Below are 23,866 nucleotides of genomic sequence, written 5' to 3' on the forward strand. Positions count from 1 at the left end.
TGCTCCCGCTCTTTGTCCCCGCCAGTCCTTCTCTCCGTTCCAGTCAGCCGCGAGCGCCCGCCATGTCCCAAGCCCTGCACCCGATGCTCAACACCGCCGTCAAGGCCGCACGCGCGGCCGGGGCGCTGATCAACCGGGCCTCGCTGGACATCGACCGCGTGACGGTGACGGCCAAGTCGCACAACGACTTCGTGACCGAGGTGGACCAGGCGGCGGAAGCCGCGATCATCGAGATCCTGCTCGGCGCCTACCCCGGCCACGGCATCCTCGCCGAGGAATCGGGCCGCGCGCACGGCGCGAAGGACAGCGACTACCTCTGGATCATCGATCCGCTCGACGGCACCACCAACTTCATCCACGGCTTTCCGGTCTATGCGGTCTCGATCGCACTGGCCTTTCGCGGCCAGATCCAGCAGGCGGTGGTCTACGACCCGTCGCGCAACGACCTGTTCTACGCCTCCAAGGGACGCGGCGCCTTCCTCAACGACAAGCGCCTGCGCGTCAGCAAGCGCAGCCGCCTGCTGGAGTCGCTGATCGGCACCGGCTTCCCGTTCCGCAAGGGCGACAACTTCAAGCGCTACCTGAAGATGTTCGAGGAGGTCATGCAGCACTGCGCCGGCCTGCGCCGCCCCGGCGCTGCGGCGCTGGACCTGTGCTACGTGGCTGCGGGCTGGTACGACGGCTTCTTCGAGACCGGGTTGAACCCCTGGGACATCGCGGCCGGCTCGCTGATGATCACCGAGGCCGGTGGCCTGATCGGCAACTTCACCGGCGAGTCGGACTACCTCTACCAGCGCGAGATCGTCGCCGGCAACCCGAAGATCTATGCGCAGCTGGTGAGCATCCTCACGCCCTACACCCGCGTCATCAAGGACGACGAGCCGGCCTCGCACACCGCCGCTGCGGCAGCCGCACCCGACGCCACTGCGGCCTTCGTCGCGAGCGCCGAGGCGGAGGCTCCGGCCGCCGCCGCGCCGAAGAAGCCCCCGGTGCGCATCCGCAAGGCCGACCTCGCCAAGGCCAAGGACGAAGACACCCCGTTCTGAGACGCCGTCGTTGCGTCGCCCTGCCCGCGAGCCCGCATGAGCGCCGACCCCGCCCGCGTCGAGCCCGGTCACACCCCCATGATGCAGCAGTACCTGCGCATCAAGGCCGAGCACCCCGACACGCTGGTGCTCTACCGCATGGGCGACTTCTACGAGCTGTTCTTCGACGATGCCCGCAAGGCGCACCGCCTGCTCGACATCACGCTCACCAGCCGCGGCCAGAGCGCCGGCGAGCCGGTCGTGATGGCCGGCGTGCCGGTGCATGCGCTGGAGAACTACCTCGGCAAGCTGGTCAAGCTCGGCGAATCGGTCGCGATCGCCGAGCAGGTGGGCGACGTGGCCACCGCCAAGGGCCCGGTCGAACGCAAGGTGGTGCGCGTCGTCACGCCGGGCACCGTGACCGACACCGAGCTGCTGTCGGAGCGCGTCGACACCCTGCTGCTGGCGGTGACGCGCCAGCGCGCGAGCTACGGTCTGGCTTGGCTGGGCCTGAGCAGCGGCACGCTGGGCCTCAGCGAATGCGGCGAGCGCGAGCTCGCGGGCTGGCTGGCGCGCCTGGGCCCGGCCGAGGTGCTGGTCGACGACCGCGACGACGCGCCGCTGTCGGTCGCGCTGGCCTCCGCCCACGCGGCGCTCACGCGGCGGCCCGCCTGGCAGTTCGACACCGCGCTGGGCCAGCGCAAGCTGTGCGAACAACTGCGCGTCGCCAGCCTCGCCGGCCTCAACGCCCAGGACCTGCCTATCGCGCAGGCCGCCGCGGCCGCGCTGCTGAGCTACGCCGAACACACCCAGGGCCAGGCGCTGGCCCACGTGGCCACGCTGGTGGTGGAGCGCGCGAGCGACCTGCTGGAACTGCCGCCGGCCACCCACCGCAATCTCGAGCTGACACAGACGCTGCGCGGCGAAGACGCGCCGACGCTGCTGTCGCTGCTCGACGTGTGCCGCACCGGCATGGGCTCGCGCGCCTTGCGCCACTGGCTCACGCACCCCGCGCGCGTGCGCACCGCGGCCCGCACTCGCCATGAGGCGATCGGCGCGCTGATGGAACGCGGCGGCGAGGTCTTGCGCGAGGCGCTGCGCGGCGTCAGCGACGTCGAGCGCATCACGGCGCGCATCGCGCTGCGCCAGGTGCGCCCGCGCGAGCTGACGGGTCTGCGCGCCACGCTGCAGGCGCTGCCGGCGTTGCGCGACGCGGTGCCCGGAGACAGCCGCCTGCTGGCCGATCTGGCGCGGCACCTGGCCCCGCCGCCGGAGATTGCCGAGCTGCTGCTGCGCGCCATCGCCGACGAGCCGGCAGTGCTGCTGCGCGACGGCGGCGTCATCGCGACGGGCCACGACGCGGCGCTCGACGAGCTGCGCGGCATCGCACAGAACTGCGACAGCTACCTGCTCGACCTGGAAGCGCGCGAGCGCACGCGCACCGGCATCGCCAACCTGCGGGTGCAGTTCAACCGCGTGCACGGCTTCTACATCGAGGTCACGCAGGGCCAGGTCGACAAGGTGCCGGCCGACTACCAGCGCCGCCAGACGCTGAAGAACGCCGAGCGCTACATCACGCCGGAGCTGAAGACCTTCGAGGACAAGGCGCTGTCGGCGCAGGAGCGTGCACTGGCGCGAGAGAAGCTGCTGTACGACGGCGTGCTCGACGCGCTGCAGCCGCAGCTGGCCGCGCTCGGTGCCGTGGCGCGCGCGCTGGCCAGCCTGGACGCGCTGGCCGCGCTGGCCGAGCGCGCGGCGGTGCTCAATTGGTGCTGCCCGGAGTTCGTGAGCCAGCCCTGCATCGAGATCGAGCAGGGCCGCCACCCGGTCGTCGAGGCCCGGCTGGCCGAGACCGGCGGCGGCGGCTTCATCCCCAACGACTGCCGGCTCGACGCCGGCCGCCGCATGCTGGTGATCACCGGGCCCAACATGGGCGGCAAGTCGACCTTCATGCGCCAGGTGGCGCTGGTGGTGCTGCTCGCCGCGATGGGCTCCTACGTGCCGGCCACGGCCTGCCGGCTCGGCCCGGTCGACGCCATCCACACCCGCATCGGCGCGGCCGACGACCTGGCCAACGCGCAGTCGACCTTCATGCTCGAGATGACCGAGGCGGCCGCCATCGTCCACGGCGCCACCGAGCACTCGCTGGTGCTGATGGACGAGATCGGCCGCGGCACCTCCACCTTCGACGGCCTGGCGCTGGCGGGCGCGATCGCCAGCCAGCTGCACGACCGCAACCGCGCCTTCACGCTGTTCGCGACGCACTACTTCGAGCTGACTGCCTTCCCCGAGAAGCACCCGCGCGCGCTGAACGTGCACGTCAGCGCGGCCGAGTCGCACACCGGCCACGGCGACGACATCGTGTTTCTGCACGAGATCCAGCCCGGCCCGGCCAGCCGCAGCTACGGGGTGCAGGTGGCGCGGCTGGCCGGCATGCCGGCGCCGCTGCTGCGCCAGGCGCGCGCGACGCTGGAGGCGCTGGAGGCCCAGCAGGCGGCGAGTTCCTCGCAGATCGACCTGTTCGCCGCGCCGCCGCCCCCGCCACCGCGCGAAACCACCGAGCTCGAGCGGGCCCTGGCCGGCGTCGAACCCGATACATTGACACCGCGGGAAGCGCTCGACGCGCTCTACCGCCTCAAATCGCTCCACGAGCGTTCCAAGGAAAACTGACATGACCTACTGCGTCGGCGTGCGGCTCAATGCCGGCCTCGTGTTCCTGTCCGACTCGCGCACCAACGCCGGGCTCGACCAGATCAGCACCTTCCGCAAGATGATGGTCTACGAGAAGCCCGGCGACCGCTTCATGGTGTTGCTGTCGGCCGGCAACCTCTCCATCAGCCAGTCGGTGCGCGAGATCCTGCAGGTCGAGAAGCTCGACAACGGCGACAAGCCGCCGATCACGATCTGGAACGCCACCAGCATGTTCGACGCAGTGCGCGTACTCGGCAGCGCGGTGCGTCGCGTGCACGAGCAGGACGGCGCCTCGCTCAAGCGGGCCGGCATCGACTTCAACGCCTCGATGATCTTCGGCGGCCAGATCGCCGGCGAGGCGATGCGGCTGTTCCTGGTCTACTCGGCCGGCAACTTCATCGAGGCCACGCGCGAGACCTGCTACTTCCAGATCGGCGAGAGCAAGTACGGCAAGCCCATCCTCGACCGCATGATCACGCCGGCCACCAGCCTGGACGAGGCCGCCAAGTGCGCGCTGGTGTCGATGGACTCCACGCTGAAGTCCAACCTCTCGGTCGGCCTGCCGCTGGACCTGCTGGTCTACCAGGACGGCCGCTTCCAGACCGAGCAGATCGTCTGCATCGACGAGCACAACGAGTACTTCCGCATGATCCGCGGCAGCTGGGGCCAGAAGCTGCGCGCCGCCTTCGAGAGCATCGACGCGCCGCAGTGGGACAGCGGCGGCGCCGCCACCCATCCGCTGCGCACCGGCCGGGAAAGCTGCGAGCCGATGCGCAAGATCACCCGCCCGAACGAACGCATCGTCTGACGATGGGTGGCGAGCGTGAATGACGGACGCGGGCGCAGGAAGCCCGGCGCCATCGTCTTCTCGCACGCCAACGGCTTCCCGGCCGGCACCTACCGGCTGCTGTTCGAGCACTGGCGGGCTGCCGGCTACGCGGTGCACGCGGTGGAGAAATTCGGCCATGTGGCTGCCTACCCCGTGACCAGCAACTGGCCACACCTGCGCGACGAGCTGATCCACTTTGCCGAGCGCACGCTCGACGCGCCCGGCTGGTTCGTCGGGCACTCGCTGGGCGGCTTCCTCAGCGTGCTGGCCGCCGCCCGGCGGCCCGACCTGGCGCGCGGCGTGGTGCTGCTGGACTCCCCCATCATCAGCGGCTGGAAGGCGCGCGCACTGCAACTCGCCAAGGCGACCGGCATCGGCGAGCGCTTCACGCCGGCCGCCGCATCGAAGCGCAGGCGTCAACACTGGCCGAGCGCGCAGGCGGCCTTCGAGCATTTCGCCAGCAAGCCGGTGTTCGCGCGCTGGCAAGCCGAGGTGCTGCGCGACTACATCGCCGCGGGCACCGAACCGGCCGGTTCGCAGCGCACGCTGAGCTTCCAGCGCGAAGTCGAGACCGAGATCTACCGGACCCTGCCGCACCACCTGCCGCGGGTGCTGCGAGCGCATCCGCTGGCCTGCCCGGTGGCCTTCATCGGCGGCACGGCATCGGCCGAGGTGCGCCAGGTGGGCCTGCACGCGACCGAGCGCCTCGCCCAGGGCCGGGTGAGCTGGATCGAAGGCGGCCACCTGTTCCCGATGGAGCGTCCGCAGGAGACCGCCGAGGCGGTACTCGCCCAGTTGCGCAGCCTGGCTTGCGCCCACCGCGCAACCGGCTGACACCGAGGCCGCCGGGCCGCCGGAACGCACCAGCCCGGCCGATATACTCTCCCTTTACCACCACGGCACTTTTGGAAACAACGTGCCGCATGTCATGACCAAGTTCGTCTTCGTCACCGGCGGTGTGGTGTCCTCACTCGGCAAGGGCATCGCGTCGGCATCGCTCGCGGCCATCCTGGAATCGCGCGGCCTCAAGGTCACCCTGATCAAGCTCGACCCCTATCTGAACGTCGATCCGGGCACGATGTCGCCGTTCCAGCACGGCGAGGTCTTCGTCACCGACGACGGCGCCGAGACCGACCTCGACCTCGGCCACTACGAGCGCTTCATCAGCACCCGCATGAAGCGCAGCAACAACTTCACGACCGGCCAGATCTACAAGTCGGTGCTCGAGAAGGAGCGCCGCGGCGACTACCTCGGCAAGACGGTGCAGGTGATCCCGCACGTCACCAACGAGATCCAGGAGTTCGTCAAGCGCGGCGCGAATGACGTCGACGTGGCGATCGTCGAGATCGGCGGCACCGTCGGCGACATCGAGTCGCTGCCCTTCCTGGAAGCGGTGCGCCAGATGGCGCTGCGCGCCGGTCCCAACAACTCGGCCTTCGTGCACCTGACCTACGTGCCCTGGATCGCGGCGGCCGGCGAGCTCAAGACCAAGCCGACCCAGCACACGGTGCAGAAGATGCGCGAGATCGGCATCCAGCCCGATGCGCTGCTGTGCCGCGCCGACCGCGAGATTCCGGAAGACGAGCGCGACAAGATCTCGCTGTTCACCAACGTCGGCCTGCAGGGCGTGATCTCGATGTGGGACGTGGACACCATCTACAAGGTCCCGCGCATGCTGCACGAGCAGCGCCTGGACGAGCTGATCTGCATGAAGCTGCAACTGCTCACCAAGCCGGCCGACCTGCGCCGCTGGGACCGCCTGGTGCACGAGGTGGCCAATCCGCAGCACGAGGTGACGATCGCGATGTGCGGCAAGTACACCGACCTGTCGGATTCGTACAAGTCGCTCAACGAGGCGCTGCGGCACGCGGGAATCCACCACCATGCGCGCGTCAAGATCGTCTACGTCGACTCCGAACTGCTGAACGAATCCAACATCGACCAGCTCGCCGACTTCGACGCCATCCTGGTGCCCGGCGGCTTCGGCAAGCGCGGCGTGGAAGGCAAGATCCTCACCGCCCGGTACGCGCGCGAGCACAAGATCCCCTACCTCGGCATTTGCCTGGGCATGCAGGTCGCGACCATCGAAGTCGCGCGCCACCTGGCCGGCCTGAAGGACGCCAACAGCACCGAGTTCGAGCCCGAAACAAAGCACCCGGTGATCGCGCTGATCGACGAGTGGCAGGACGCCGACGGCTCGGTCCAGAAACGCGACGCCCATTCCGACCTCGGCGGCACGATGCGCCTGGGCGCCCAGAGCTCCGACGTCAAGCCCGGCACCCTGGCCTACCAGATCTACGGCCCGGTCGTCACCGAGCGCCACCGCCACCGCTACGAGGCCAACGAGCACTACCTCGACCGGCTGCAGCAGGCCGGGCTGGTGATCAGCGCGATCACCCAGCGCGAGAAGCTGACCGAGATCGTCGAGCTGCCGCAGAGCGTGCACCCCTGGTACGTCGGCGTGCAATTCCACCCCGAGTTCAAGTCCACGCCCTGGGCCGGGCATCCGCTGTTCATCAGCTACGTCAAGGCGGCGCTCGCTCATCAGGCAGAGCGCGGCGCATCCGGTGGTTTGCAGAAGGTGGCGGCATGAACTTGTGTGGGTTCGAGATCGGCCTCGACCGGCCGTTCTTCCTGATCTCCGGCCCCTGCGTGGTCGAGAGCGAGCAGCTGCAGATGGACGTGGCCGGCCGCCTGAAGGAAATCACCACCGCGCTCGGCATCCCGTTCATCTTCAAGTCGAGCTACGACAAGGCCAACCGGTCCTCGGGCACGTCCTTCCGCGGCCCGGGCATGGACAAGGGTCTGGAGATCCTCGCCAAGGTCCGAAAGGAGCTCGGCGTGCCGGTGCTGACCGACGTGCACAGCGAAGCCGAGATTCCCGAAGTGGCGCGGCATGTCGACGTGCTGCAGACGCCCGCCTTCCTGTGCCGCCAGACCGATTTCATCCGCGCCGTCGCGCAGAGCGGCAAGCCGGTGAACATCAAGAAGGGCCAGTTCCTGGCGCCCGGCGACATGAAGAACGTGATCCAGAAGGCGCGCGACGCGGCCCGCGAGAAGGGCCTGAGCGAAGACCTCTTCATGGCCTGCGAGCGCGGCGCGAGCTTCGGCTACAACAACCTCGTCTCCGACATGCGCAGCCTGGCCATCATGCGCGAGACCGGCGCGCCGGTCGTGTTCGACGCGACCCACAGCGTGCAGCTGCCGGGCGGCCAAGGCACCAGCTCGGGCGGCCAGCGCGAGTTCGTGCCGGTGCTGTCGCGTGCCGCGATCGCGGTCGGCGTGGCCGGCATCTTCATGGAAACACACCCCGACCCGGCCAAGGCGCTGAGCGACGGCCCGAACGCCGTGCCGCTCAAGCACATGAAGGCGCTGCTCGAGCAGCTGCTCAGCATCGACCGCGTGGTCAAGGCGCAGCCGCTGCTCGAGAACGATTTTTCCTGCTGATGTTGACCACCCCCGTTGCGGCTACGCCGCTCCCCCTCGAGGGAGCGACGCTGGCGGACCGGCGAAGCCGGATCCGCGGCGTCCACTCTTCGAATACTTCCCTTCCTTATTGAAAGCAACGCCATGAGTGCCATCGTTGACATCGTCGGGCGCGAGATCCTAGACAGCCGCGGCAACCCCACCGTCGAGTGCGACGTGCTGCTCGAGAGCGGCGTGATGGGCCGCGCCGCGGTGCCGAGCGGCGCCTCGACCGGCTCGCGAGAAGCCATCGAGCTGCGCGACGGGGACAAGTCGCGCTACCTCGGCAAGGGCGTGCTGAAGGCGGTGGAGCACGTCAACACCGAGGTCTCGGAAGCGGTGCTCGGCCTGGACGCCTCCGAGCAGGCTTTCCTCGACAAGACGCTGATCGACCTCGACGGCACCGACAACAAGGCCCGCCTCGGCGCCAACGCCACGCTGGCGGTCAGCATGGCGGTGGCACGCGCGGCGGCTGAGGAATCGGGCCTGCCGCTGTACCGCTATTTCGGCGGCATGGGCGGCATGATGCTGCCGGTGCCGATGATGAACGTCGTCAACGGCGGCGCGCACGCGAACAACAACCTCGACCTGCAGGAGCTGATGATCATCCCGGTCGGCGCGCCGAGCTTCCGCGAAGCGGTGCGCTGGGGCGCCGAGACCTTCCACGCGCTGAAGAAGATCCTGCACGACAAGGGCATCAGCACCGCGGTCGGCGACGAGGGCGGCTTCGCGCCCAGCGTCGAGAACCACGAGGCGGCGATCCAGATGATCCTCGAGGCGATCGACAAGGCCGGCTACACGGCGGGCACCCAGATCGCGCTGGGCCTGGACTGCGCCGCCAGCGAGTTCTACAAGCCGGGCAAGAACGGCTCGCTGGCCTACCAGCTCGACGGCGAAGGCCTGTCGCTGTCGGCCCAGCAATGGACCGACATGCTCGCGGGCTGGGTCGACAAGTACCCGATCATCAGCATCGAGGACGGCATGGCCGAGGGCGACTGGGCCGGCTGGGCCCACCTGACCGAGGTGCTGGGCAAGAAGGTGCAGCTGGTCGGTGACGACCTGTTCGTCACCAACACCAAGATCCTGCAGGAAGGCATCGACAAGGGCATCGCCAACTCGATCCTGATCAAGATCAACCAGATCGGCACGCTGACCGAGACCTTCGCCGCGATCGAGATGGCCAAGCGCGCCGGCTACACCGCCGTGATCTCGCACCGCTCGGGCGAGACCGAGGACAGCACCATCGCCGACATCGCGGTGGGCACCAACGCCGGCCAGATCAAGACCGGCTCGCTGTCGCGCAGCGACCGCGTGGCCAAGTACAACCAGCTGCTGCGCATCGAGGAAGACCTGGGCGACATCGCGGTCTACCCCGGCCGCGCCGCGTTCTACAACCTGCGCTGACCCCAGGCGTCTCGCGAACCGACCGCCGATGCGATGCGCCTGATCACCTTCGCGCTGGTCGCGTTGCTGGCCCTGGTCCACGCCGAGCTGTGGTTCGGCAAGGGCGGGGTCGGCCGGGTGGTCGGCCTGCAGGCTCAGTTGCAGGCGCAGCAGGCGAAGAACGACACGGCGCAGACGCGCAACGAGCGGCTCTCGGCCGAGGTGCGCGATTTGAAGGAAGGCCTCGAGATGGTCGAGGAGAAGGCACGCGCCGAGTTGGGCATGCTCAAGCCCGACGAAATCTACGTCCAGTACGCGCCGCGGCGCTAGGGCCGCGCCCCGCGCCCGCCAGCCCCTCGCCTCGGCGCGCAAGCGCGCGCCTCGTGATGCTCACCTCCTTGATCGACTTCCTCAATGCCCCGGCCTTCGTGCTCGGCCCGCTGGCCGCCAGCTGGGCCGAGCTGGCCGGTGCGCTGCTCGGCGTCTGGATGGTACTGTGCAACCTGCGTGTCGACCCGCTCGCCTGGCCGCTGGCGATCATCAGTTCGCTGCTCTATCTGCTGGTGTTCTGGCAGGCCCGGCTGTACGGCGATGCGTCACTGCAGCTGCTGTTCATCGCGGTGGCCTTCTGGGGCTGGTGGCAGTGGCTGCGCGGCACCCGGGCCGACGGCACGGCGCTGACCGTGCGCCACCTCACGCCGCGCGGGCGCGCGCGCACGCTGCTGGCCTTTGCGCTGCTGTGGCCCGCCACCGCGCTGCTGCTGCGCCACGGCACCGACACCGACGTGCCCTGGTGGGATGCCTTTCCCACCGCCGGCAGCGTGGTCGGCCAGGCGCTGCTGGGGCGCAAGTTCGTCGAGAACTGGGCGGTGTGGATCATCGTCAATGTCGTCGGCGTGACGCTGTTCGCCTACAAGGGGCTGTGGCTCACCGTCGGGCTCTATGCCTTGTTCGCGCTGCTGGCGGGGATCGGCTGGCGGGCCTGGGCCCGCGCCGCGCTGCGGGTGAGCACCCCATGATTCCCTCCAGGACCAGCGCATGGGCCCGGTGATCGCCCTCGTCGGCGCCGAGAGCACCGGCAAGACCACGCTGGCCCATACGCTGGCGCTGGAGCTGCGCGCACTCGGCCGCCCGGCCGCGCGGGTCGCGGAGTACCTGCGCGAGTTCTGCGACACGCAGGGCCGCACACCGCGGCCCGAAGAGCAGGGACCGATCGCCGACGAGCAATGGCGCCGCATCGAAGCCGCCGCGCAGGACGGCAGCATCGTGCTGGCCGACACCACGCCGCTGATGATCGCGGTCTACAGCGAGTTCGTGTTCGGCGACCGCAGCCTCTATGCGCAGGCGATCGAACGCCAGCACCGCTGCGCCCACACGCTGCTGACCGGGCTCGACCTGGCCTGGCAGCCCGACGGCCTGCAGCGCGACGGCGCCCAGGTGCGCGGGCCCGTCGACGGCTTGATCCGCAACGCGCTGGCGTCGGCGGCGCTGCCCTACTCGGTGGTCTACGGCGAAGGCCCGGCGCGCAAGGCTGCGGCCCTGGCCGCGCTGCGCCCGCTGCTGAAGCTGCCCCCGGCACCCGCCACCAACGATGGCGATGGCGATGGCGTGCGCCTGCGCGCCCGCTGCCGCGAATGCCTGCTGCCCGAGTGCGAACATCTCGCCTCCAGGCTCGCAGCGAAGACCCGCCCGCCATGAGCGACACCGACCTGCCACCCGCGCCGCCCCACCCGCCGCGTCCGATCCGCAGCTTCGTGTTGCGGGCGGGGCGCATGGGCAGCGGCCAGACGCGTGCCTTGACCGAACTGGGCCCGCGCTTCGTGCTGCCGTTCCAGACCGCGCGGCTGGACCCCGAGGCGGTGTTCGGCCGCCGCGCGCCGCTGGTGTTCGAGATCGGCTTCGGCATGGGCGACGCCACCGCGCAGATCGCCGCCGCCCGGCCTGGCACCGACTTCATCGGCTGCGAAGTGCACACGCCCGGCGTCGGGGCGCTGCTCAAGCAGATCGGCGAGCGCGAGCTCACGAACCTGCGCATCGTGCAGCACGACGCGGTCGAGGTGCTGGAGCACATGATCGCGCCAGCCTCGCTGGCCGGCATCCACCTCTTCTTCCCCGACCCCTGGCACAAGAAGAAGCACCACAAGCGGCGGCTGATCCAGCCGGCCTTCGTGACGCAGCTCGTCACGCGGCTTGTGCCCGGCGGCTATCTGCATTGCGCGACCGACTGGCAACCCTATGCCGAACAGATGCTGGAGGTGCTGGGGGCCGAGCCGGCGCTGCGGAACACTGCCGCTGGCTACGCCCCCAAGCCCGACTACCGCCCGCTCACGAAGTTCGAGCACCGCGGCCTGAAGCTCGGCCACGGCGTCTGGGACCTGGTGTTCACGCGCCGCTGACGTCGAGCCCGGCCAAGCGCGCACGCAGCGTCGATCGCTCGCAGTTCTCCGCGGCCGGCGTCCCGGGCCGGCACGCCAGCCGCGACGGGATCTCCGAGCGGCCGATGCCGAGGTCCTTGAGCTCGTGCTCGGACATGCCCTGCAGTTCGCGTGCGGCGGCGCGGCGCGCGCGCATCGAAGTCCACGCAGCAAGCAGCCGGCGCAGGGCCCGCAGCGGGCGGCTCGGTTCGATATGGGGTATCGGTGTCATGGCAATCACTCCGGTGTTCATGCCGCCATCGTGCAACGGCGCGTGCTATCGTGGAAATTGAGATTACTGAGATGTCTTATCAGAATTTCTGATGCGTTCGCTCAACCTCGACCAACTGCGCACCCTGGTGGCCATCGCCGACCTGGGCAATTTCTCGGCTGCGGCGCGCGCGCTGCACCTGGCGCAGCCCACGGTCAGCCTGCACATCAGCGAACTGGAATCGCGGCTGGGAGCCCAGCTGGTCGTGCGCGGCAGCCGGCAGGTCGCCCCGACCGCCGCCGGCGCGGCCCTGATCGAACGCGCGAGGCATTTGTTGCGCGACGCCGACGAGGCGATCGACACCGTGAAGCGCCACGCCAAGGGGCATGCCGGACGCGTGAGGCTCGGCACCTCGACCGGCGTGATCGTGCACCTGCTGCCCCAGGTGTTGAAAGCGCTGGAACAGGCTCATGCGGGCATCGACGTCGAAGTCAGCATCCTGGGCTCGAACGACACGATGGCGCGGCTGGCCGCGGGCACGCTGGACATCGGCCTGGTGGCGCTGCCGCAGTCGCCGGTGCGCGACCTGGTGGTGACGCACTGGCGCAACGACCCGATGAGGGCCTTCGTGCCGCCGCGCTGGAAGGCACCGAAGGTGGCCACGCCGAAATGGCTGGCCGCGCAGCCGCTGATCTTCAACGACGCGACGACCCGCATGTACCGGCTCACGATGGAGTGGTTCGCGGCGGCGGGCCAGGCACCGCGGGCGCGCATCGAGCTGAACTACACCGAAGCGATGAAGAGCCTGGTGGCGGCCGGCTACGGAGCTGCCATCCTGCCGCTGGAGGACTCTTCAGTGCCGGCGGGGCACGATCAATTGCAGGTGATCCCGCTCAGGCCGGCGCTCACCCGCAGCCTGGGCGTCGCTCACCGAGCACTCTCGTCGCTGGACGGTGCGACGCGGATCGTGCTGGGGGCGCTGGGGCAGTTCAGGCAGCACTGATACGGCATTCAAACGCATCAGATGGAAGGTCGGGCCAGGGCTGGTTGCGGTGTTCGGTGTCTTGTCCGGAAAGCTGACCGTCAAACGTTGGCGGGGCGCTGTGTTGCGTTCATGTCCCCCGGTGCCGGCCTGGGGGACATGAGCGGAGCCGCTCGCCCGGCGGCCTCGCCAGCACCGCGCGGTACCTGCAGGCGGCTGGCCGGTGAACGCTTCGAACCTCGGCAACCCCACGCACACGAACGGCCGCAACGAGCCAAAGGACGCCGGGCGATTTGACAGGTTTGAACGCGAGCTGGCATGAGGCGGTCAGGTGCGCCGGCTTGCACGGGTTTGACGCGCGGCGCGCCGAAATCTGCGCTTAAGACTGGCGGTTCATGCTGCCGGGTGCTCTGCATCGCACCCGCCGCGGTGCCCGCAAAGCGAGTGACCGGCTAGCGCATTCGACATGTCGAACCAGACCCCTGCTCCACCCCAGCGCCGCCGCACGGAACGACCGCGCATCAGCGTCGTGCTGCCCGCCTACAACGAGGCCGGCAACCTGCCGGCCTTGCTGGAGCGTTTGCTGCCGGTGCTGCGCCGCACGGCGGCGGCCCACGAAGTGATCGTGGTCGACGACGGGAGCCGCGACGACACGCCACTCGTGCTCGCGCCCTATGTGCGGCGTGGCGCCGTGATGCATCTGCGGCTGTCGCGCAATTTCGGCAAGGAGATCGCACTGTCCGCAGGGCTCGATCAGGCCGCAGGTGACGTGGTCTGCCTGATGGACGCAGACGGCCAGCATCCGCCGGAACTGATCCCCGAACTGCTGGCGCGCTGGTCGGACGGCGCCGACATGGTCTACACGGTGCGCACGCGTCGCGACGACGAAGGGCCGCTCAAGCGGCTGGGCAGCGCGCTGTTCTACCGGGCAATCCGGTCCCTCAGCGGCGTCGACATGCCGCGGGACGCCGGGGACTTCCGGCTGCTGGACCGCTGTGTCGCGGATGCCTTGTGCAACCTGCCCGAACGCAATCGCTACATGAAGGGCCTGTACGCCTGGGTGGGCTTTCGCAGCACGGCCGTGCCCTACACGCCGGACGCCCGCTCGCACGGCAGCAGCCACTACCCGATGGCGCGACTGGTGCGGCTCGCATTCGACGGGCTGACCGCGTTCACCACCTTGCCGCTGCGGGTCTGGAGCGCGCTCGGCGCCGGCTTCGCGCTCGGCGCGCTGCTGTATGCGGTCTACCTGCTGGTCGAGCACTACATCGAAGGACACCCCTTGCCGGGCTGGACGACGCTGGCCGTCGGGCTGATGTTCTTCAGCGGCGTGCAGCTGATCTCGATCGGCATCCTCGGCGAATACCTCGGCCGCGTGTTCGAGGAGGTCAAGCGCCGGCCGCTCTACCTGGTCGAGGAGCGCAGGGGCCAGGGGCTCACCTCGACCGGCAGTGCCGGCGTGCGCGCCGCCTGAGCCCGAGAGCGATGCACCACCGCGGCCGACGGGCGCTGAGCTTCGTCATCGTCGGGGCAGTGGCGGCCACCGTGCACTGGCTGCTGGCCTGTGCGGCGATGCGGGGGCTGGCCTGGCCGCCCCAGCTGGCCAATCTCGCGGGCTTCGTGCTCGCCTTCGGTGTCAGCTACGCCGGTCACAAGCGCTACAGCTTTCGCAGCGGCGCGCGCCACCGCGACGCGCTGCCGCGCTTCGCGGTGGTCGCGCTGTCGGCGTTCTCGCTCAACGGGCTGCTGTACCAGATGCTGTTGAGCGCGCAGCTGCTGCCGCCCGAAGCAGCGCTGGCGCTGGTGCTGCTCACGGTCGCCGCCGGCACCTACCTCGCGAGCCGGCTATGGGCCTTCCGGCCCGCGCCGCCAGCGCCATAGCTGCACCTCGCGCTCGCGCAGCACCGGCTCGAAACTTCCATGACTGCCGGGCGGTGGTTGCCAGGCTGCGTTCGCGACGATCCATGCCCGCTCGACCTCGGCCAGTCGCGCCGGCAGCTGCGCCGGCCGCAGCAGCAGCCGCGCCCCGGTGTCCGGATCGAAACGCGCGCCATCGGTGAGTTCCTTGCGCCAGCTGTCGCCGGCGGCGATCGCCGGGTCGTCCCAGTCGCTGACGATCCAGGGCAGGTGCGACAGCGGCGCGCGCAGCGCGATCTCGCTGCGCGGGCTGTCGATGTACACGGGCTGGGCATCGCGCCACGCCGGATCGGCCTGCAGCATCGTCTCGACCTCGATCGGTATCGAGCGCAGTGCCTTGCGGTCGAACTGCCGGGCGCCCCACAAGCCGCCCAGGCACAGGATCACGCCGAGCGCGGCGGCGATGCGCTCCCACCGCGGGCCACGCACACGGTGCATCAGGACCCAGGCCACCAGCAGCGCCAGCGGCGGCAGCACCGGCAGCACATAGCCCACCAGCTTGGAGCGCGGCAGCGAAAAGAACAGCACGATCGCCAGCGCCCACCACGCCCACAAGACCAGCCAGCGCCGCTGGGCGGCTTCGGCGGCACGCCAGGCGCCGCGCAGGCCGGCGAGTGCCAGCGTCCAAGGCAGGGCGCCGAGCGCCAGCACGGCGACGTAGAACCACGGCGGCTGGCGGTTGTTGAAATGCGCGGTCGCATAGCGGCGCACATGCTGCTCGAGCACGAAATAGTCGAGGAAGCCGGGGTGGGCCCGCGCGACGAGCACGAACCAGGGCAAGGCGATCGCGAGCGTCAGCAGCACGCCCAGCGGATCGGCCCACCGCATCAGCGTGCGCAGGCGCGGCCGCTCGAGCATCACGAGCGCCCACGGCAGCACCACGAGCGCCGGCAGCACCCAGCCGATCAGGCCCTTGGCCAGCACGCCGCACGCCGCCGCGGCCCAGCCGATGCGCAGCGCCGTGCGCCCTTCGCCGTCGGGCGCCGCGAGTCCGTGCGCCCAGGCGACGACCGTCGCCGTGATGCACCCGGCGACGAGCATGTCGAGGTTCGCGAACTGGCCGCCGAAGAAGAACAGCGGCTGGAGCGACAGGGCCGCCAGGGCCGCGAGCGCGAAGCGGGGCCCGGCCAGACGCCGTGCGTGCCAGGCCAGCGCGGCACAGGCCAGCAGCGCACCGAACGCCGAAGCCGTGCGCGCGGCGACCGGTCCGACACCGAACGCGCCCATCGCCAAGGCATCGATCCAGTAGAACAACGGCGGCTTGTGAAAGAACGGCAAACCGTTCAGGCGCGGCACCAGCCAGTCGCCATGAGCGAGCATGTCGCGCGCCACGCCGGCGTAGCGCCCCTCGTCGGGCAGCGAGATCGGACGCAGTCCCAGCGACCACACCCACCAGACGATCGACAGCGCCGCGACGAGCAGCCCCTGACGGCGCGAACCGCTCGGATCGGATGGAATCGAAGCCATCGGGCATCGGCGCGGGGTGCGCGCATCGTTGAGGGGTGCCGATAATAGAAACCGAATGTTCATTCCAGCTGAAGGCGGCTCACCGCCCGCCGCCCTCGATCGCCCGCTGGTCGTCTGCGTCGACGACGCCGCGCTCGACGACGGCGTGACCGACGCCGTGCTGGCGCTCGCCCGCGCGGGTCGGGTGAGTGCAACCAGTGCCATGGTCGAGTCGCCGCACTGGCCGCGCCACGCACGCACGCTGATCGAGTGTTCGACGATCGATCTCGGGCTGCACCTGAACCTGACACACCGCTTCGATGGCCGCCCCGCGCCACGCCTGAGCACGCTCCTCCTGCGTGCCATTGCACGCCGTCTCGACCCGAAGGCCTTGCGCACGACGATCGACCAGCAGCTCGACGCCTTCGTGCGCCATGCCGGCCGGCTGCCCGATCATGTCGATGGTCACCAGCACGTGCAGCAACTGCCCCAGGTTCGCGAGGCGCTGTTCGACTGCATCGAGACGTGGTGGCGCGGTGCGCAACGGCCCTGGCTGCGCTGCGCCCTCGCCCCTCCGGGGGCGAGCGCCAAGGCCCGCGTCATCGAGGCGCTGGGCGCACGCCGTTTCGCGCGCCTGGCGGAGCAGGCGCGCTGTCCGACCAACCCGAACCTGATCGGCGTCTATGGCTTCGAGGCGGATGCGGCCGGCTACCGGGCGCGCCTGCAACGCTGGCTCGCCGACGCGCCCGACGGTGCACTGCTGATGACGCACCCGGCGCTCCGTGCCGGCGCCGCGGACCCGATCGCCGCCGCGCGTGTCGCGGAGCATGGGGTGCTCGCGAGCGACCGGTTCGCGGCCTTGCTGCACCACGCGGGGCGGCACCTCGTGCGCGGCAGCGAGCTCTACCGCATCACGCAGTGACGGCCCGCCGGCCCGGCCTCGGACATGCAGTCGCGGGCTCATACGGCATTGCATTCACACGCATTCGATTGAAGCTGGGGTCGGGGCTGGTTGCGGTGTTCGGTGTCTTGTCCGGAAAGCCAACAGTCCGAGGGTCGGCGGGGGCGCTGCGCCGGGTCGCTGTGTTGCGTTCATGCCCAGCCGCTGGTATCGCGGCTGGGCATGAGCGGAGCCGCTCGCCCGGCGGCCTCGTCAGCAATGCGCGGTACCTGCAGGCGGCCGGACCCTTCGAACCTCAGCCCCCCACACGAACGGCTGCAACGGGCCGAAGGACGCCGGCTGATTTGACAGGTTTGGGCGCGAGCGAGTCTCAGTCGACCCAGCGCACGACACCGCTCCAGGCGGTCGCAAGCACGACCAGACCGAACACGATCCGGTACCAGGCGAACGGCACGAAGGTGTGGCTGGCGATGTAGCGCAGCAGCCAGCGCACGCAGACCCAGGCCGACAGGAAGGAGAACAGCAGGCCGACGCCGAACAGCGGCAGATCGGCCGGGCTCAGCAGCGCGCGCTCCTTGTAGAGGCTGTAGGCACCGGCACCGATCAGGGTCGGGATCGCGAGGAAGAAACTGAAGTCGGTGGCGGCCTTGCGCGACAAGCCCAGCAGCATGCCGCCGATGATGGTGGCGCCCGAACGGCTGGTGCCGGGAATCATCGCCAGGCATTGCACCAGGCCGACCTTGAGCGCATCGACCGGCGTCATGTCGTCGATCGACTCGATGCGCGCCGCGCTTCGCTGCCGGCCTTCGGCCCACAGGATGATCAGGCCGCCGACGATGAAGGTCGTCGCGACCACCGCCGGCGTGAACAGGTGCTCCTTGATGGCCTTGCCGAACAGCAGCCCGAGCACCACGGCCGGCACGAAAGCGATGGCGACGTTGAGGGTGAAGCGCCGTGCTTTCGGATCCGAACCCAGGCCGGCCAGCGTCTCGCGCAGGCGCTGGCTGTAGACGATGATCACCGCGATGATCGCGCCGGTCTGGATCGCGATGTCGAACACCTTGCTCTTGTCGTCGGTGAACCCGAGCAACGAGCCCGCGAGAATCAGGTGCCCGGTGCTGGAGATCGGCAGAAACTCGGTGAGCCCCTCGACGATGCCCATGATCGCGGCCTTCACGAGCAGCAGGATGTCCAAGAATTCGCCTCCGGTGCAGCAAAGCGGGCGATCTTAGCCGCCGGGCTGCGGCTCGAGCTGACCGGTCGTCCGCTACAGGCCCGCGCGATCGCGGGGGTGCCTGCAGACTTCACCGGTCTTTACCTCGTCGTCGATGATGGGGCACAGGCACGGCAGCCCCGCTGAGCATGCCGTGCAGCGCAGTCGGGCAATGCCGCGGGCGGTTTGACCCCCTCGGAGGCTGGCGCTACATTAATGACCGATCAGTCAGTAAAATCATGTCCCGATCTGCCGACCCCGCCCCGTCCACGCGCCAGCGCCGCAAGGAAGCCCGTCCCCAGGAACTGCTCGATGCCGCGCTCGACCTGTTCGTCGAGAAAGGCTTCGCCGCGACACGCTCGGAAGAGGTGGCGGCGCGCGCCGGCGTCTCCAAGGGCACGCTCTACCTCTACTACCCGAGCAAGGAAGAGCTGCTGAAGGCGGTGATCCGCGAGAACATCTCGCGGGAAATCGCCGAGGGCCAGGACATCGTGCGCGGCTTCGACGGGCCGACCGCCGAGCTGCTGGCCTACCTGATGGCCGAATGGTGGCGCCGCATCGGCGAGACGCGCGCCTCGGGCATCTGCAAGCTGATCCTGTCGGAAGTGCGCAACTTCCCCGACATCGCGCAGTTCTACCTCGACGAGGTGGTGTTGCCCGCGGAACGCATGATCGGCAGCGTCGTGCAGCGCGGCATCGGCCGCGGCGAGTTCAGGCCGGTGCCGGTCGACGACGTCGTGCATGCGCTGATGGCGCCGATGCTGTACCTGATGCTGCACAAGCATTCACTGGGCGCCTGCCCGAACCTCGGGCGCCACATCGATGCGCAGGGCTTGATCGCCGTGCAGATCGACCTGATGCTGAACGGCCTGACCGCCCGCAAGCCGACCGGCCGGCCGGCCCGCAAGACGCTGCCATGAAACGCTCGCTGAAGTGGTCGGTCGTGACGGCCGCCGTGCTGGCACTCGGCCTGCTCCTGGGCCGCGGCCTGCTGGCGCGCAAGGCCGAGCAGGCGCCTGCGGCGCGGCCCGCGGTGGCGCTCGAACTGGCCCCGGCCGACCTGACCGAGCTGCGACCGCGCGAGCTGCTGCGCACGCTCGAGATCACCGGCGCGCTGAAGGCGGTGAACTCGGCCGTCGTCAAGGCCAAGGTGGCGGCCGAGGTCCAGCAGCTGACGGTGCGCGAGGGCGACCGCGTGGCCGCGGGCCAGGTGCTGGGCCGGCTCGATGCGACCGAATACGACTGGAAGCTGCGCCAGGCCGAGGAGCAGTCGGCTCAGGCCCGCGCCCAGCTCGACATTGCCGAGCGGGCGCTGGAGAACAACCGCGCCCTGGTGAACCAGGGCTTCATCTCGAAGAACGCGCTCGACACCTCGGTGTCGAATTCGGCCTCGGCCCGTGCCGCGCTGCAGTCCGCCAATGCGGCTGCCGAGCTGGCACGCAAGGCCCGGAACGACACCGTGCTGCGCGCGCCGATCGCGGGTGATGTCTCGCAGCGCGCCGTGCAACCCGGCGAGCGTGTGGCCGTCGACGCGAAGCTGATCGAGATCGTCGACCTGTCGCGGATCGAGATCGAGGCGGCGGTGGCGCCCGAGGACGTGGGGGCCGTGCACATCGGCGCATCGGCACGGCTGCAGGTCGACGGCATCGGCGCGCCGGTGCTGGCCCGCGTGGCACGCATCAACCCGGCCGCCCAGGCGGGCACCCGCTCGGTCATGGTCTATCTCGAGGTTGCGCCGCAGCCGGGCTTGCGCCAGGGCCTGTTCGCCAAGGGCCGCATCGAGCTCGCACGCAAGACCGCGCCCAGCGTGCCGGCCGCCGCGGTGCGTATCGATCAGGCCCGGCCCTATGTGCTGGCCGTGGAAGACGGCAAGGTCGTGCAGCGTGTGGTGAGCCTGGGCCTGCGCGGCGATGCATCGGCGCAGCCCGGCAACAGGGACGAGGCCCTGGTCGAGGTGACATCGGGCCTGGCCGACGGCAGCACGGTGCTGCGCGGCACGGTCGGCGCGGTGCGCGAAGGCACCCGCGTGCGCCTGCCGGGGGCGCCTGACGCGGCAGCGCCGGCCACCGCCGCGGCCTCGGCCGCGACAGCCCGCTGAACGAGGCTCCGCGCGCACCATGTGGTTCACCCGCATCTCGATCGCCAACCCGGTGATGGCCACGATGGTGATGCTCGCCTTCGTGGTGCTCGGCCTGTTCAGCTACCAGCGCCTGTCGGTCGACCAGTTCCCGAACATCGACTTCCCGACCGTCGTGGTGCAGTTCGACTACCCCGGCGCCTCGCCCGAGATCGTCGAGAGCGAGGTGACGAAGAAGGTCGAGGAAGCGGTCAACACGGTGGCCGGCATCAACTCGCTCTATTCGCGCTCCTACGAGGGCAGCTCGGTCGTCATCATCGAGTTCAATCTCGACGTCGACGGCCGCAAGGCGGCCGAAGACGTGCGCGAGAAGGTGGCGCTGGTGCGCCCGCTGCTGCGCGACGAGGTCAAGGAGCCGCGCGTCTCGCGCTTCGACCCGGCCAGCCAGCCGGTCTTCAACGTGGCGGTGCTGTCCGACGACGGCAAACGCAGCACGCAGGAGTTGACCACCTGGGCCACCCAGGTGCTGCAGAAGCGGCTGGAGAACGTGCGCGGCGTCGGCGCGGTGTCCGTGATCGGCGGGCTCGAACGCGAGATCAACATCTACCTGAAACCCGACGCGCTGGAAGCGCTCGGTGTCGGCGTCGACCAGGTCGTCGCCGCGGTGAAGAGCGAGAACCAGGAACTGCCGATGGGCGCGATCCGCTCGCGCGAGCAGGAGCGCGTGGTGCAGATCAACGCGCGCATGAAGACGCCCGAGGACTTCAAGGACATCGTCGTCGCGCGCAAGGGCGCCACCGGCGGCGGCCCGAGCGCCGGCGCGCCGATCCGGCTGTGGCAGCTGGCCGACGTGGTCGACGGGCCCCAGGAGCTGGAGACGCTGGCGCTCTACAACGGCCAGCGCACCGTGCTGCTGTCGGTGCAGAAGTCGCAGGGCGAGAACACCATCGAGGTGGTCGACGGCCTGATGCGGGCGCTGGAGAACGCGAAGGACGTGACGCCGCCGGGCATCCGCACCGAGATCAACCGCGACAACTCGCGCGCCATCCGCGTGTCGGTGGCCAACGTCAAGCGCACGCTGATCGAGGGCGCGCTGCTGACGATCCTGATCGTGTTCCTGTTCCTGAACTCCTGGCGCTCGACCGTCATCACCGGCCTGACGCTGCCGATCGCGCTGATCGGCACCTTCCTGTTCATGTACGCCTTCGGCTTCACGATCAACACCATCACGATGATGGCGCTGAGCCTGTGCGTGGGCCTGCTGATCGACGACGCGATCGTCGTGCGCGAGAACATCGTGCGCCACGTGCAGATGGGCAAGAGCCCGCACCAGGCCGCGCTCGACGGCACGCAGGAGATCGGCCTCGCGGTGCTGGCCACCACGCTGAGCATCGTCGCGGTGTTCCTGCCGATCGGCTTCATGGGCGGCATCGTGGGCAAGTTCTTCCACGAGTTCGGCCTGACCATCGTCGCGGCGGTGCTGATCTCGATGTTCGTCAGCTTCACGCTGGACCCCATGCTGTCGAGCGTGTGGAACGACCCCGCCGCACGGTCGCCCGAAGGCGGGGTCGCTCCCCCTCGGGGGGACGGCGCGCAGCGCCCAGGGGGCGACATTCGGCAGGCCCACGGCGTCCAACGCGACCCGCCGGTCACGCTGTACGACAAGAGCATCGGCCGTGTCACCGGCGCCTTCGACCGCTTCACCGAATGGCTGTCGAACGGCTACCAGCGCATCCTGCGCTGGTCGCTCGCGCACAGGCTCGCGACGCTGGGCGTGGCCGCCGCCACCTTCGCGGGCAGCTTCTTCGTCATCCCGCTGCTCGGCGCCGAGTTCGTGCCCAAGGCCGACTTCTCCGAGACGCAGCTCAACTTCTACACGCCGGTCGGCTCCTCGCTCGAACTCACCGAACAACGCGCCCGGCAGATCGACGCGGCACTGCGCGAGATGCCCGAAGTGCGCTACACCGTCACCACCATCAACAGCGGCCAGGCGCTCGGCAAGATCTACGGCGCGGTCTATGTGCGGCTGGTCGACCGCAAGGACCGCGAGCGCGACGTCGCGCAGCTGGCGGTGCCGCTGCGCGAGCGCCTTGCCCGCATCCCCGGCATCACCGTCACCAACATCGGCCAGACCGACCTCGGCGGCGGCAAGAGCCTGCAGTTCTCGATCCAGGGCTCGGACCTGGCCGAGCTCGAACGCCTGTCCAAGCTCATCTCGGCGAGGCTGCGCGAGATCCCCGGCCTGGTGGATCTGGACAGCACGCTCAAGCCCGACAAACCCACCGTCTCGATCGAAGTCCGCCGCGACGCTGCCGCCGACGCGGGCCTCAACGTCGATGCGCTGGCCAGCAGCCTGCGCACGCTGGTGGCCGGCACCCTGGTGGGCAACTGGCGCGCCCCCGACGGCGAGAACTACGACGTCAACGTGCGCCTCACGCCCGACAGCCGCCGCTCGCCGGCCGACCTGGCGCGCCTGCCGCTCAACGTGACGGCCGCCGCCGACGGCTCGCCGCGCATCGTGCGGCTGTCGCAGGTGGCCGAGGTGAGCCCGTCGACCGGGCCCAACCAGATCAACCGCCGCGACCTGAACCGCGAGATCAACATCGACGCCAACGCCTTCGGCCGCAGCTCGGGCGACGTGTCGGCCGACATCCGCAAGGTGCTCGACGGCGTGGCCTGGCCGCCCGGCTACCGCTACAGCTTCGGCGGCTCGACCAAGAACATGCAGGAGTCGTTCAACTACGCGATCGGCGCGCTGGCACTGGCGGTCGTGTTCATCTACATGATCCTCGCCAGCCAGTTCAGGAGCTTCCTGCAGCCGCTGGCGCTGATGAGCTCGCTGCCGCTGACGCTGATCGGCGTGGTGCTCGCGCTGCTGGCCTTTCGCTCCACGCTCAACATGTTCAGCATCATCGGCATCGTGATGCTGATGGGCTTGGTGACCAAGAACGCGATCCTGCTGGTCGACTTCGCGATCCGCTCACGCGAGGGAACGCACGGAGCCGCCGGGGAACACGCGCCGATGAGCCGCGAGGACGCCTTGCTGCACGCCGCCCGGGTGCGGCTGCGGCCGATCCTGATGACCACGCTGGCGATGATCTTCGGCATGGTGCCGCTGGCCTTCGCGCTCAGCGAGGGCTCGGAGCAGCGTGCGCCGATGGGCCAGGCCGTGATCGGCGGCGTGATCACCTCCTCGCTGCTGACGCTGGTGGTGGTGCCGGTGATCTACTGCTACCTCGACGACCTGGCGAACTGGGCGCGGCGCCGCTTCGGCAGCCGTGCATTGCCGATCGAAGCCGCGGCCCGCTGACC

21 protein-coding genes are annotated in these 23,866 nt (G+C 69.7%); 18 read left to right on the forward strand and 3 right to left on the reverse strand.

Annotated features, from left to right (window positions below; genetic code table 11):
- Positions 1 to 62: 62 nt before the first annotated feature.
- From ACQY9S_RS11035 to trmB, 11 genes are all read left to right on the forward strand, one after another.
- The gene (locus tag ACQY9S_RS11035) at positions 63 to 1,046 is read left to right on the forward strand and encodes an inositol monophosphatase family protein (RefSeq protein ID WP_428419754.1); all 984 of its coding nucleotides are present in this window, start codon (positions 63 to 65) and stop codon (positions 1,044 to 1,046) included.
- Between the two features lie 36 nt (positions 1,047 to 1,082).
- Positions 1,083 to 3,695 (forward strand): DNA mismatch repair protein MutS, encoded by a 2,613-nt coding sequence (gene mutS, locus ACQY9S_RS11040; RefSeq protein WP_428419755.1) that lies wholly within the window; start codon positions 1,083 to 1,085, stop codon positions 3,693 to 3,695.
- Between the two features lies 1 nt (position 3,696).
- The gene (locus tag ACQY9S_RS11045) at positions 3,697 to 4,524 is read left to right on the forward strand and encodes a peptidase (protein ID WP_428419756.1); all 828 of its coding nucleotides are present in this window, start codon (positions 3,697 to 3,699) and stop codon (positions 4,522 to 4,524) included.
- 15 nt (positions 4,525 to 4,539) lie between these two features.
- Positions 4,540 to 5,379, forward strand: coding sequence for an alpha/beta fold hydrolase (locus tag ACQY9S_RS11050; protein WP_428419757.1), 840 nt, complete (start codon positions 4,540 to 4,542; stop codon positions 5,377 to 5,379).
- 94 nt (positions 5,380 to 5,473) lie between these two features.
- Positions 5,474 to 7,138 (forward strand): CTP synthase, encoded by a 1,665-nt coding sequence (locus tag ACQY9S_RS11055; protein WP_428419758.1) that lies wholly within the window; start codon positions 5,474 to 5,476, stop codon positions 7,136 to 7,138.
- Complete coding sequence (kdsA, locus tag ACQY9S_RS11060) at positions 7,135 to 7,992, forward strand: 3-deoxy-8-phosphooctulonate synthase (protein WP_428419759.1); 858 nt, start codon at positions 7,135 to 7,137, stop codon at positions 7,990 to 7,992. The genes ACQY9S_RS11055 and kdsA overlap by 4 nt, the downstream gene beginning before the upstream one ends.
- A gap of 123 nt (positions 7,993 to 8,115) precedes the next feature.
- The gene (eno, locus tag ACQY9S_RS11065; protein WP_428419760.1) at positions 8,116 to 9,414 is read left to right on the forward strand and encodes a phosphopyruvate hydratase; all 1,299 of its coding nucleotides are present in this window, start codon (positions 8,116 to 8,118) and stop codon (positions 9,412 to 9,414) included.
- Between the two features lie 33 nt (positions 9,415 to 9,447).
- On the forward strand, positions 9,448 to 9,723 hold the full coding sequence (ftsB, locus tag ACQY9S_RS11070; protein ID WP_428419761.1) for a cell division protein FtsB: 276 nt from the start codon (positions 9,448 to 9,450) through the stop codon (positions 9,721 to 9,723).
- Positions 9,724 to 9,779: 56 nt separating this feature from the next.
- On the forward strand, positions 9,780 to 10,412 hold the full coding sequence (gene pnuC / locus ACQY9S_RS11075) for a nicotinamide riboside transporter PnuC (protein WP_428419762.1): 633 nt from the start codon (positions 9,780 to 9,782) through the stop codon (positions 10,410 to 10,412).
- A gap of 19 nt (positions 10,413 to 10,431) precedes the next feature.
- A complete protein-coding gene (locus ACQY9S_RS11080; RefSeq protein ID WP_428419763.1) occupies positions 10,432 to 11,091 on the forward strand; it encodes an AAA family ATPase in 660 nt (219 codons plus the stop codon).
- Entirely contained in the window at positions 11,088 to 11,789 is a 702-nt protein-coding gene (gene trmB / locus ACQY9S_RS11085; RefSeq protein ID WP_428419764.1) for a tRNA (guanosine(46)-N7)-methyltransferase TrmB, read from the forward strand. Before ACQY9S_RS11080 ends, trmB begins: the two co-directional genes overlap by 4 nt.
- On the opposite strand, the gene ACQY9S_RS11090 is transcribed toward trmB, so the two are convergent.
- A complete protein-coding gene (locus ACQY9S_RS11090; RefSeq protein ID WP_428419765.1) occupies positions 11,776 to 12,060 on the reverse strand; it encodes a DUF1127 domain-containing protein in 285 nt (94 codons plus the stop codon). The genes trmB and ACQY9S_RS11090 overlap by 14 nt on opposite strands.
- Positions 12,061 to 12,130: 70 nt before the next feature.
- On the opposite strand from ACQY9S_RS11090, the gene ACQY9S_RS11095 reads away from it, so the two are divergent.
- The 3 genes from ACQY9S_RS11095 (at position 12,131) to ACQY9S_RS11105 (ending at position 14,881) form a co-directional block, all read left to right on the forward strand.
- On the forward strand, positions 12,131 to 13,021 hold the full coding sequence (locus ACQY9S_RS11095) for a LysR family transcriptional regulator (RefSeq protein ID WP_428419766.1): 891 nt from the start codon (positions 12,131 to 12,133) through the stop codon (positions 13,019 to 13,021).
- Positions 13,022 to 13,466: 445 nt separating this feature from the next.
- Entirely contained in the window at positions 13,467 to 14,474 is a 1,008-nt protein-coding gene (locus ACQY9S_RS11100; RefSeq protein WP_428419767.1) for a glycosyltransferase family 2 protein, read from the forward strand.
- Positions 14,475 to 14,485: 11 nt separating this feature from the next.
- The gene (locus ACQY9S_RS11105) at positions 14,486 to 14,881 is read left to right on the forward strand and encodes a GtrA family protein (RefSeq protein WP_428419768.1); all 396 of its coding nucleotides are present in this window, start codon (positions 14,486 to 14,488) and stop codon (positions 14,879 to 14,881) included.
- Here the strand turns inward: ACQY9S_RS11105 and ACQY9S_RS11110 are convergent.
- Entirely contained in the window at positions 14,846 to 16,384 is a 1,539-nt protein-coding gene (locus ACQY9S_RS11110; RefSeq protein WP_428419769.1) for a phospholipid carrier-dependent glycosyltransferase, read from the reverse strand. The two genes, ACQY9S_RS11105 and ACQY9S_RS11110, sit on opposite strands and share 36 nt — an antisense overlap.
- A 55-nt stretch (positions 16,385 to 16,439) precedes the next feature.
- Between ACQY9S_RS11110 and ACQY9S_RS11115 the strand changes: the two genes are divergently transcribed.
- Complete coding sequence (locus tag ACQY9S_RS11115; RefSeq protein ID WP_428419770.1) at positions 16,440 to 17,285, forward strand: ChbG/HpnK family deacetylase; 846 nt, start codon at positions 16,440 to 16,442, stop codon at positions 17,283 to 17,285.
- A 349-nt stretch (positions 17,286 to 17,634) separates the two neighbouring features.
- Here ACQY9S_RS11115 and ACQY9S_RS11120 read toward each other — a convergent pair whose 3' ends face one another.
- Positions 17,635 to 18,459, reverse strand: a complete 825-nt coding sequence (locus ACQY9S_RS11120; protein ID WP_428419771.1) for an undecaprenyl-diphosphate phosphatase — start codon at positions 18,457 to 18,459, stop codon at positions 17,635 to 17,637.
- Between the two features lie 257 nt (positions 18,460 to 18,716).
- Here ACQY9S_RS11120 and ACQY9S_RS11125 point away from each other — a divergent pair, with 257 nt between their 5' ends.
- From ACQY9S_RS11125 to ACQY9S_RS11135, 3 genes are read left to right on the forward strand one after another with little or no spacing between them, the layout of a single operon-like run.
- Entirely contained in the window at positions 18,717 to 19,397 is a 681-nt protein-coding gene (locus ACQY9S_RS11125; RefSeq protein WP_428419772.1) for a TetR/AcrR family transcriptional regulator, read from the forward strand.
- Entirely contained in the window at positions 19,394 to 20,575 is a 1,182-nt protein-coding gene (locus tag ACQY9S_RS11130; protein ID WP_428419773.1) for an efflux RND transporter periplasmic adaptor subunit, read from the forward strand. The genes ACQY9S_RS11125 and ACQY9S_RS11130 overlap by 4 nt, the downstream gene beginning before the upstream one ends.
- A 19-nt stretch (positions 20,576 to 20,594) precedes the next feature.
- Entirely contained in the window at positions 20,595 to 23,864 is a 3,270-nt protein-coding gene (locus ACQY9S_RS11135) for an efflux RND transporter permease subunit (protein ID WP_428419774.1), read from the forward strand.
- Positions 23,865 to 23,866: the final 2 nt, after the last annotated feature.

This window comes from Methylibium sp., assembly GCF_965279545.1.
Lineage (GTDB): Bacteria > Pseudomonadota > Gammaproteobacteria > Burkholderiales > Burkholderiaceae_C > Methylibium.

What these genes read in the sequence shown, in the direction of transcription:
- ACQY9S_RS11055 (WP_428419758.1), top strand. Translation starts at nt 5,474, where the DNA reads ATGACCAAGTTCGTCTTCGTCACCGGCGGTGTGGTGTCCTCACTCGGC.
- ACQY9S_RS11080 (WP_428419763.1), top strand. Translation starts at nt 10,432, where the DNA reads ATGGGCCCGGTGATCGCCCTCGTCGGCGCCGAGAGCACCGGCAAGACC.
- ACQY9S_RS11095 (WP_428419766.1), top strand. Translation starts at nt 12,131, where the DNA reads ATGCGTTCGCTCAACCTCGACCAACTGCGCACCCTGGTGGCCATCGCC.
- trmB (WP_428419764.1), top strand. Translation starts at nt 11,088, where the DNA reads ATGAGCGACACCGACCTGCCACCCGCGCCGCCCCACCCGCCGCGTCCG.
- pnuC (WP_428419762.1), top strand. Translation starts at nt 9,780, where the DNA reads ATGCTCACCTCCTTGATCGACTTCCTCAATGCCCCGGCCTTCGTGCTC.
- ACQY9S_RS11125 (WP_428419772.1), top strand. Translation starts at nt 18,717, where the DNA reads ATGTCCCGATCTGCCGACCCCGCCCCGTCCACGCGCCAGCGCCGCAAG.
- ftsB (WP_428419761.1), top strand. Translation starts at nt 9,448, where the DNA reads ATGCGCCTGATCACCTTCGCGCTGGTCGCGTTGCTGGCCCTGGTCCAC.
- ACQY9S_RS11135 (WP_428419774.1), top strand. Translation starts at nt 20,595, where the DNA reads ATGTGGTTCACCCGCATCTCGATCGCCAACCCGGTGATGGCCACGATG.
- ACQY9S_RS11130 (WP_428419773.1), top strand. Translation starts at nt 19,394, where the DNA reads ATGAAACGCTCGCTGAAGTGGTCGGTCGTGACGGCCGCCGTGCTGGCA.
- ACQY9S_RS11105 (WP_428419768.1), top strand. Translation starts at nt 14,486, where the DNA reads ATGCACCACCGCGGCCGACGGGCGCTGAGCTTCGTCATCGTCGGGGCA.
- mutS (WP_428419755.1), top strand. Translation starts at nt 1,083, where the DNA reads ATGAGCGCCGACCCCGCCCGCGTCGAGCCCGGTCACACCCCCATGATG.
- ACQY9S_RS11035 (WP_428419754.1), top strand. Translation starts at nt 63, where the DNA reads ATGTCCCAAGCCCTGCACCCGATGCTCAACACCGCCGTCAAGGCCGCA.
- ACQY9S_RS11100 (WP_428419767.1), top strand. Translation starts at nt 13,467, where the DNA reads ATGTCGAACCAGACCCCTGCTCCACCCCAGCGCCGCCGCACGGAACGA.
- ACQY9S_RS11090 (WP_428419765.1), bottom strand. Translation starts at nt 12,060, where the DNA reads ATGAACACCGGAGTGATTGCCATGACACCGATACCCCATATCGAACCG.
- ACQY9S_RS11115 (WP_428419770.1), top strand. Translation starts at nt 16,440, where the DNA reads ATGTTCATTCCAGCTGAAGGCGGCTCACCGCCCGCCGCCCTCGATCGC.
- ACQY9S_RS11045 (WP_428419756.1), top strand. Translation starts at nt 3,697, where the DNA reads ATGACCTACTGCGTCGGCGTGCGGCTCAATGCCGGCCTCGTGTTCCTG.
- ACQY9S_RS11110 (WP_428419769.1), bottom strand. Translation starts at nt 16,384, where the DNA reads ATGGCTTCGATTCCATCCGATCCGAGCGGTTCGCGCCGTCAGGGGCTG.
- eno (WP_428419760.1), top strand. Translation starts at nt 8,116, where the DNA reads ATGAGTGCCATCGTTGACATCGTCGGGCGCGAGATCCTAGACAGCCGC.
- kdsA (WP_428419759.1), top strand. Translation starts at nt 7,135, where the DNA reads ATGAACTTGTGTGGGTTCGAGATCGGCCTCGACCGGCCGTTCTTCCTG.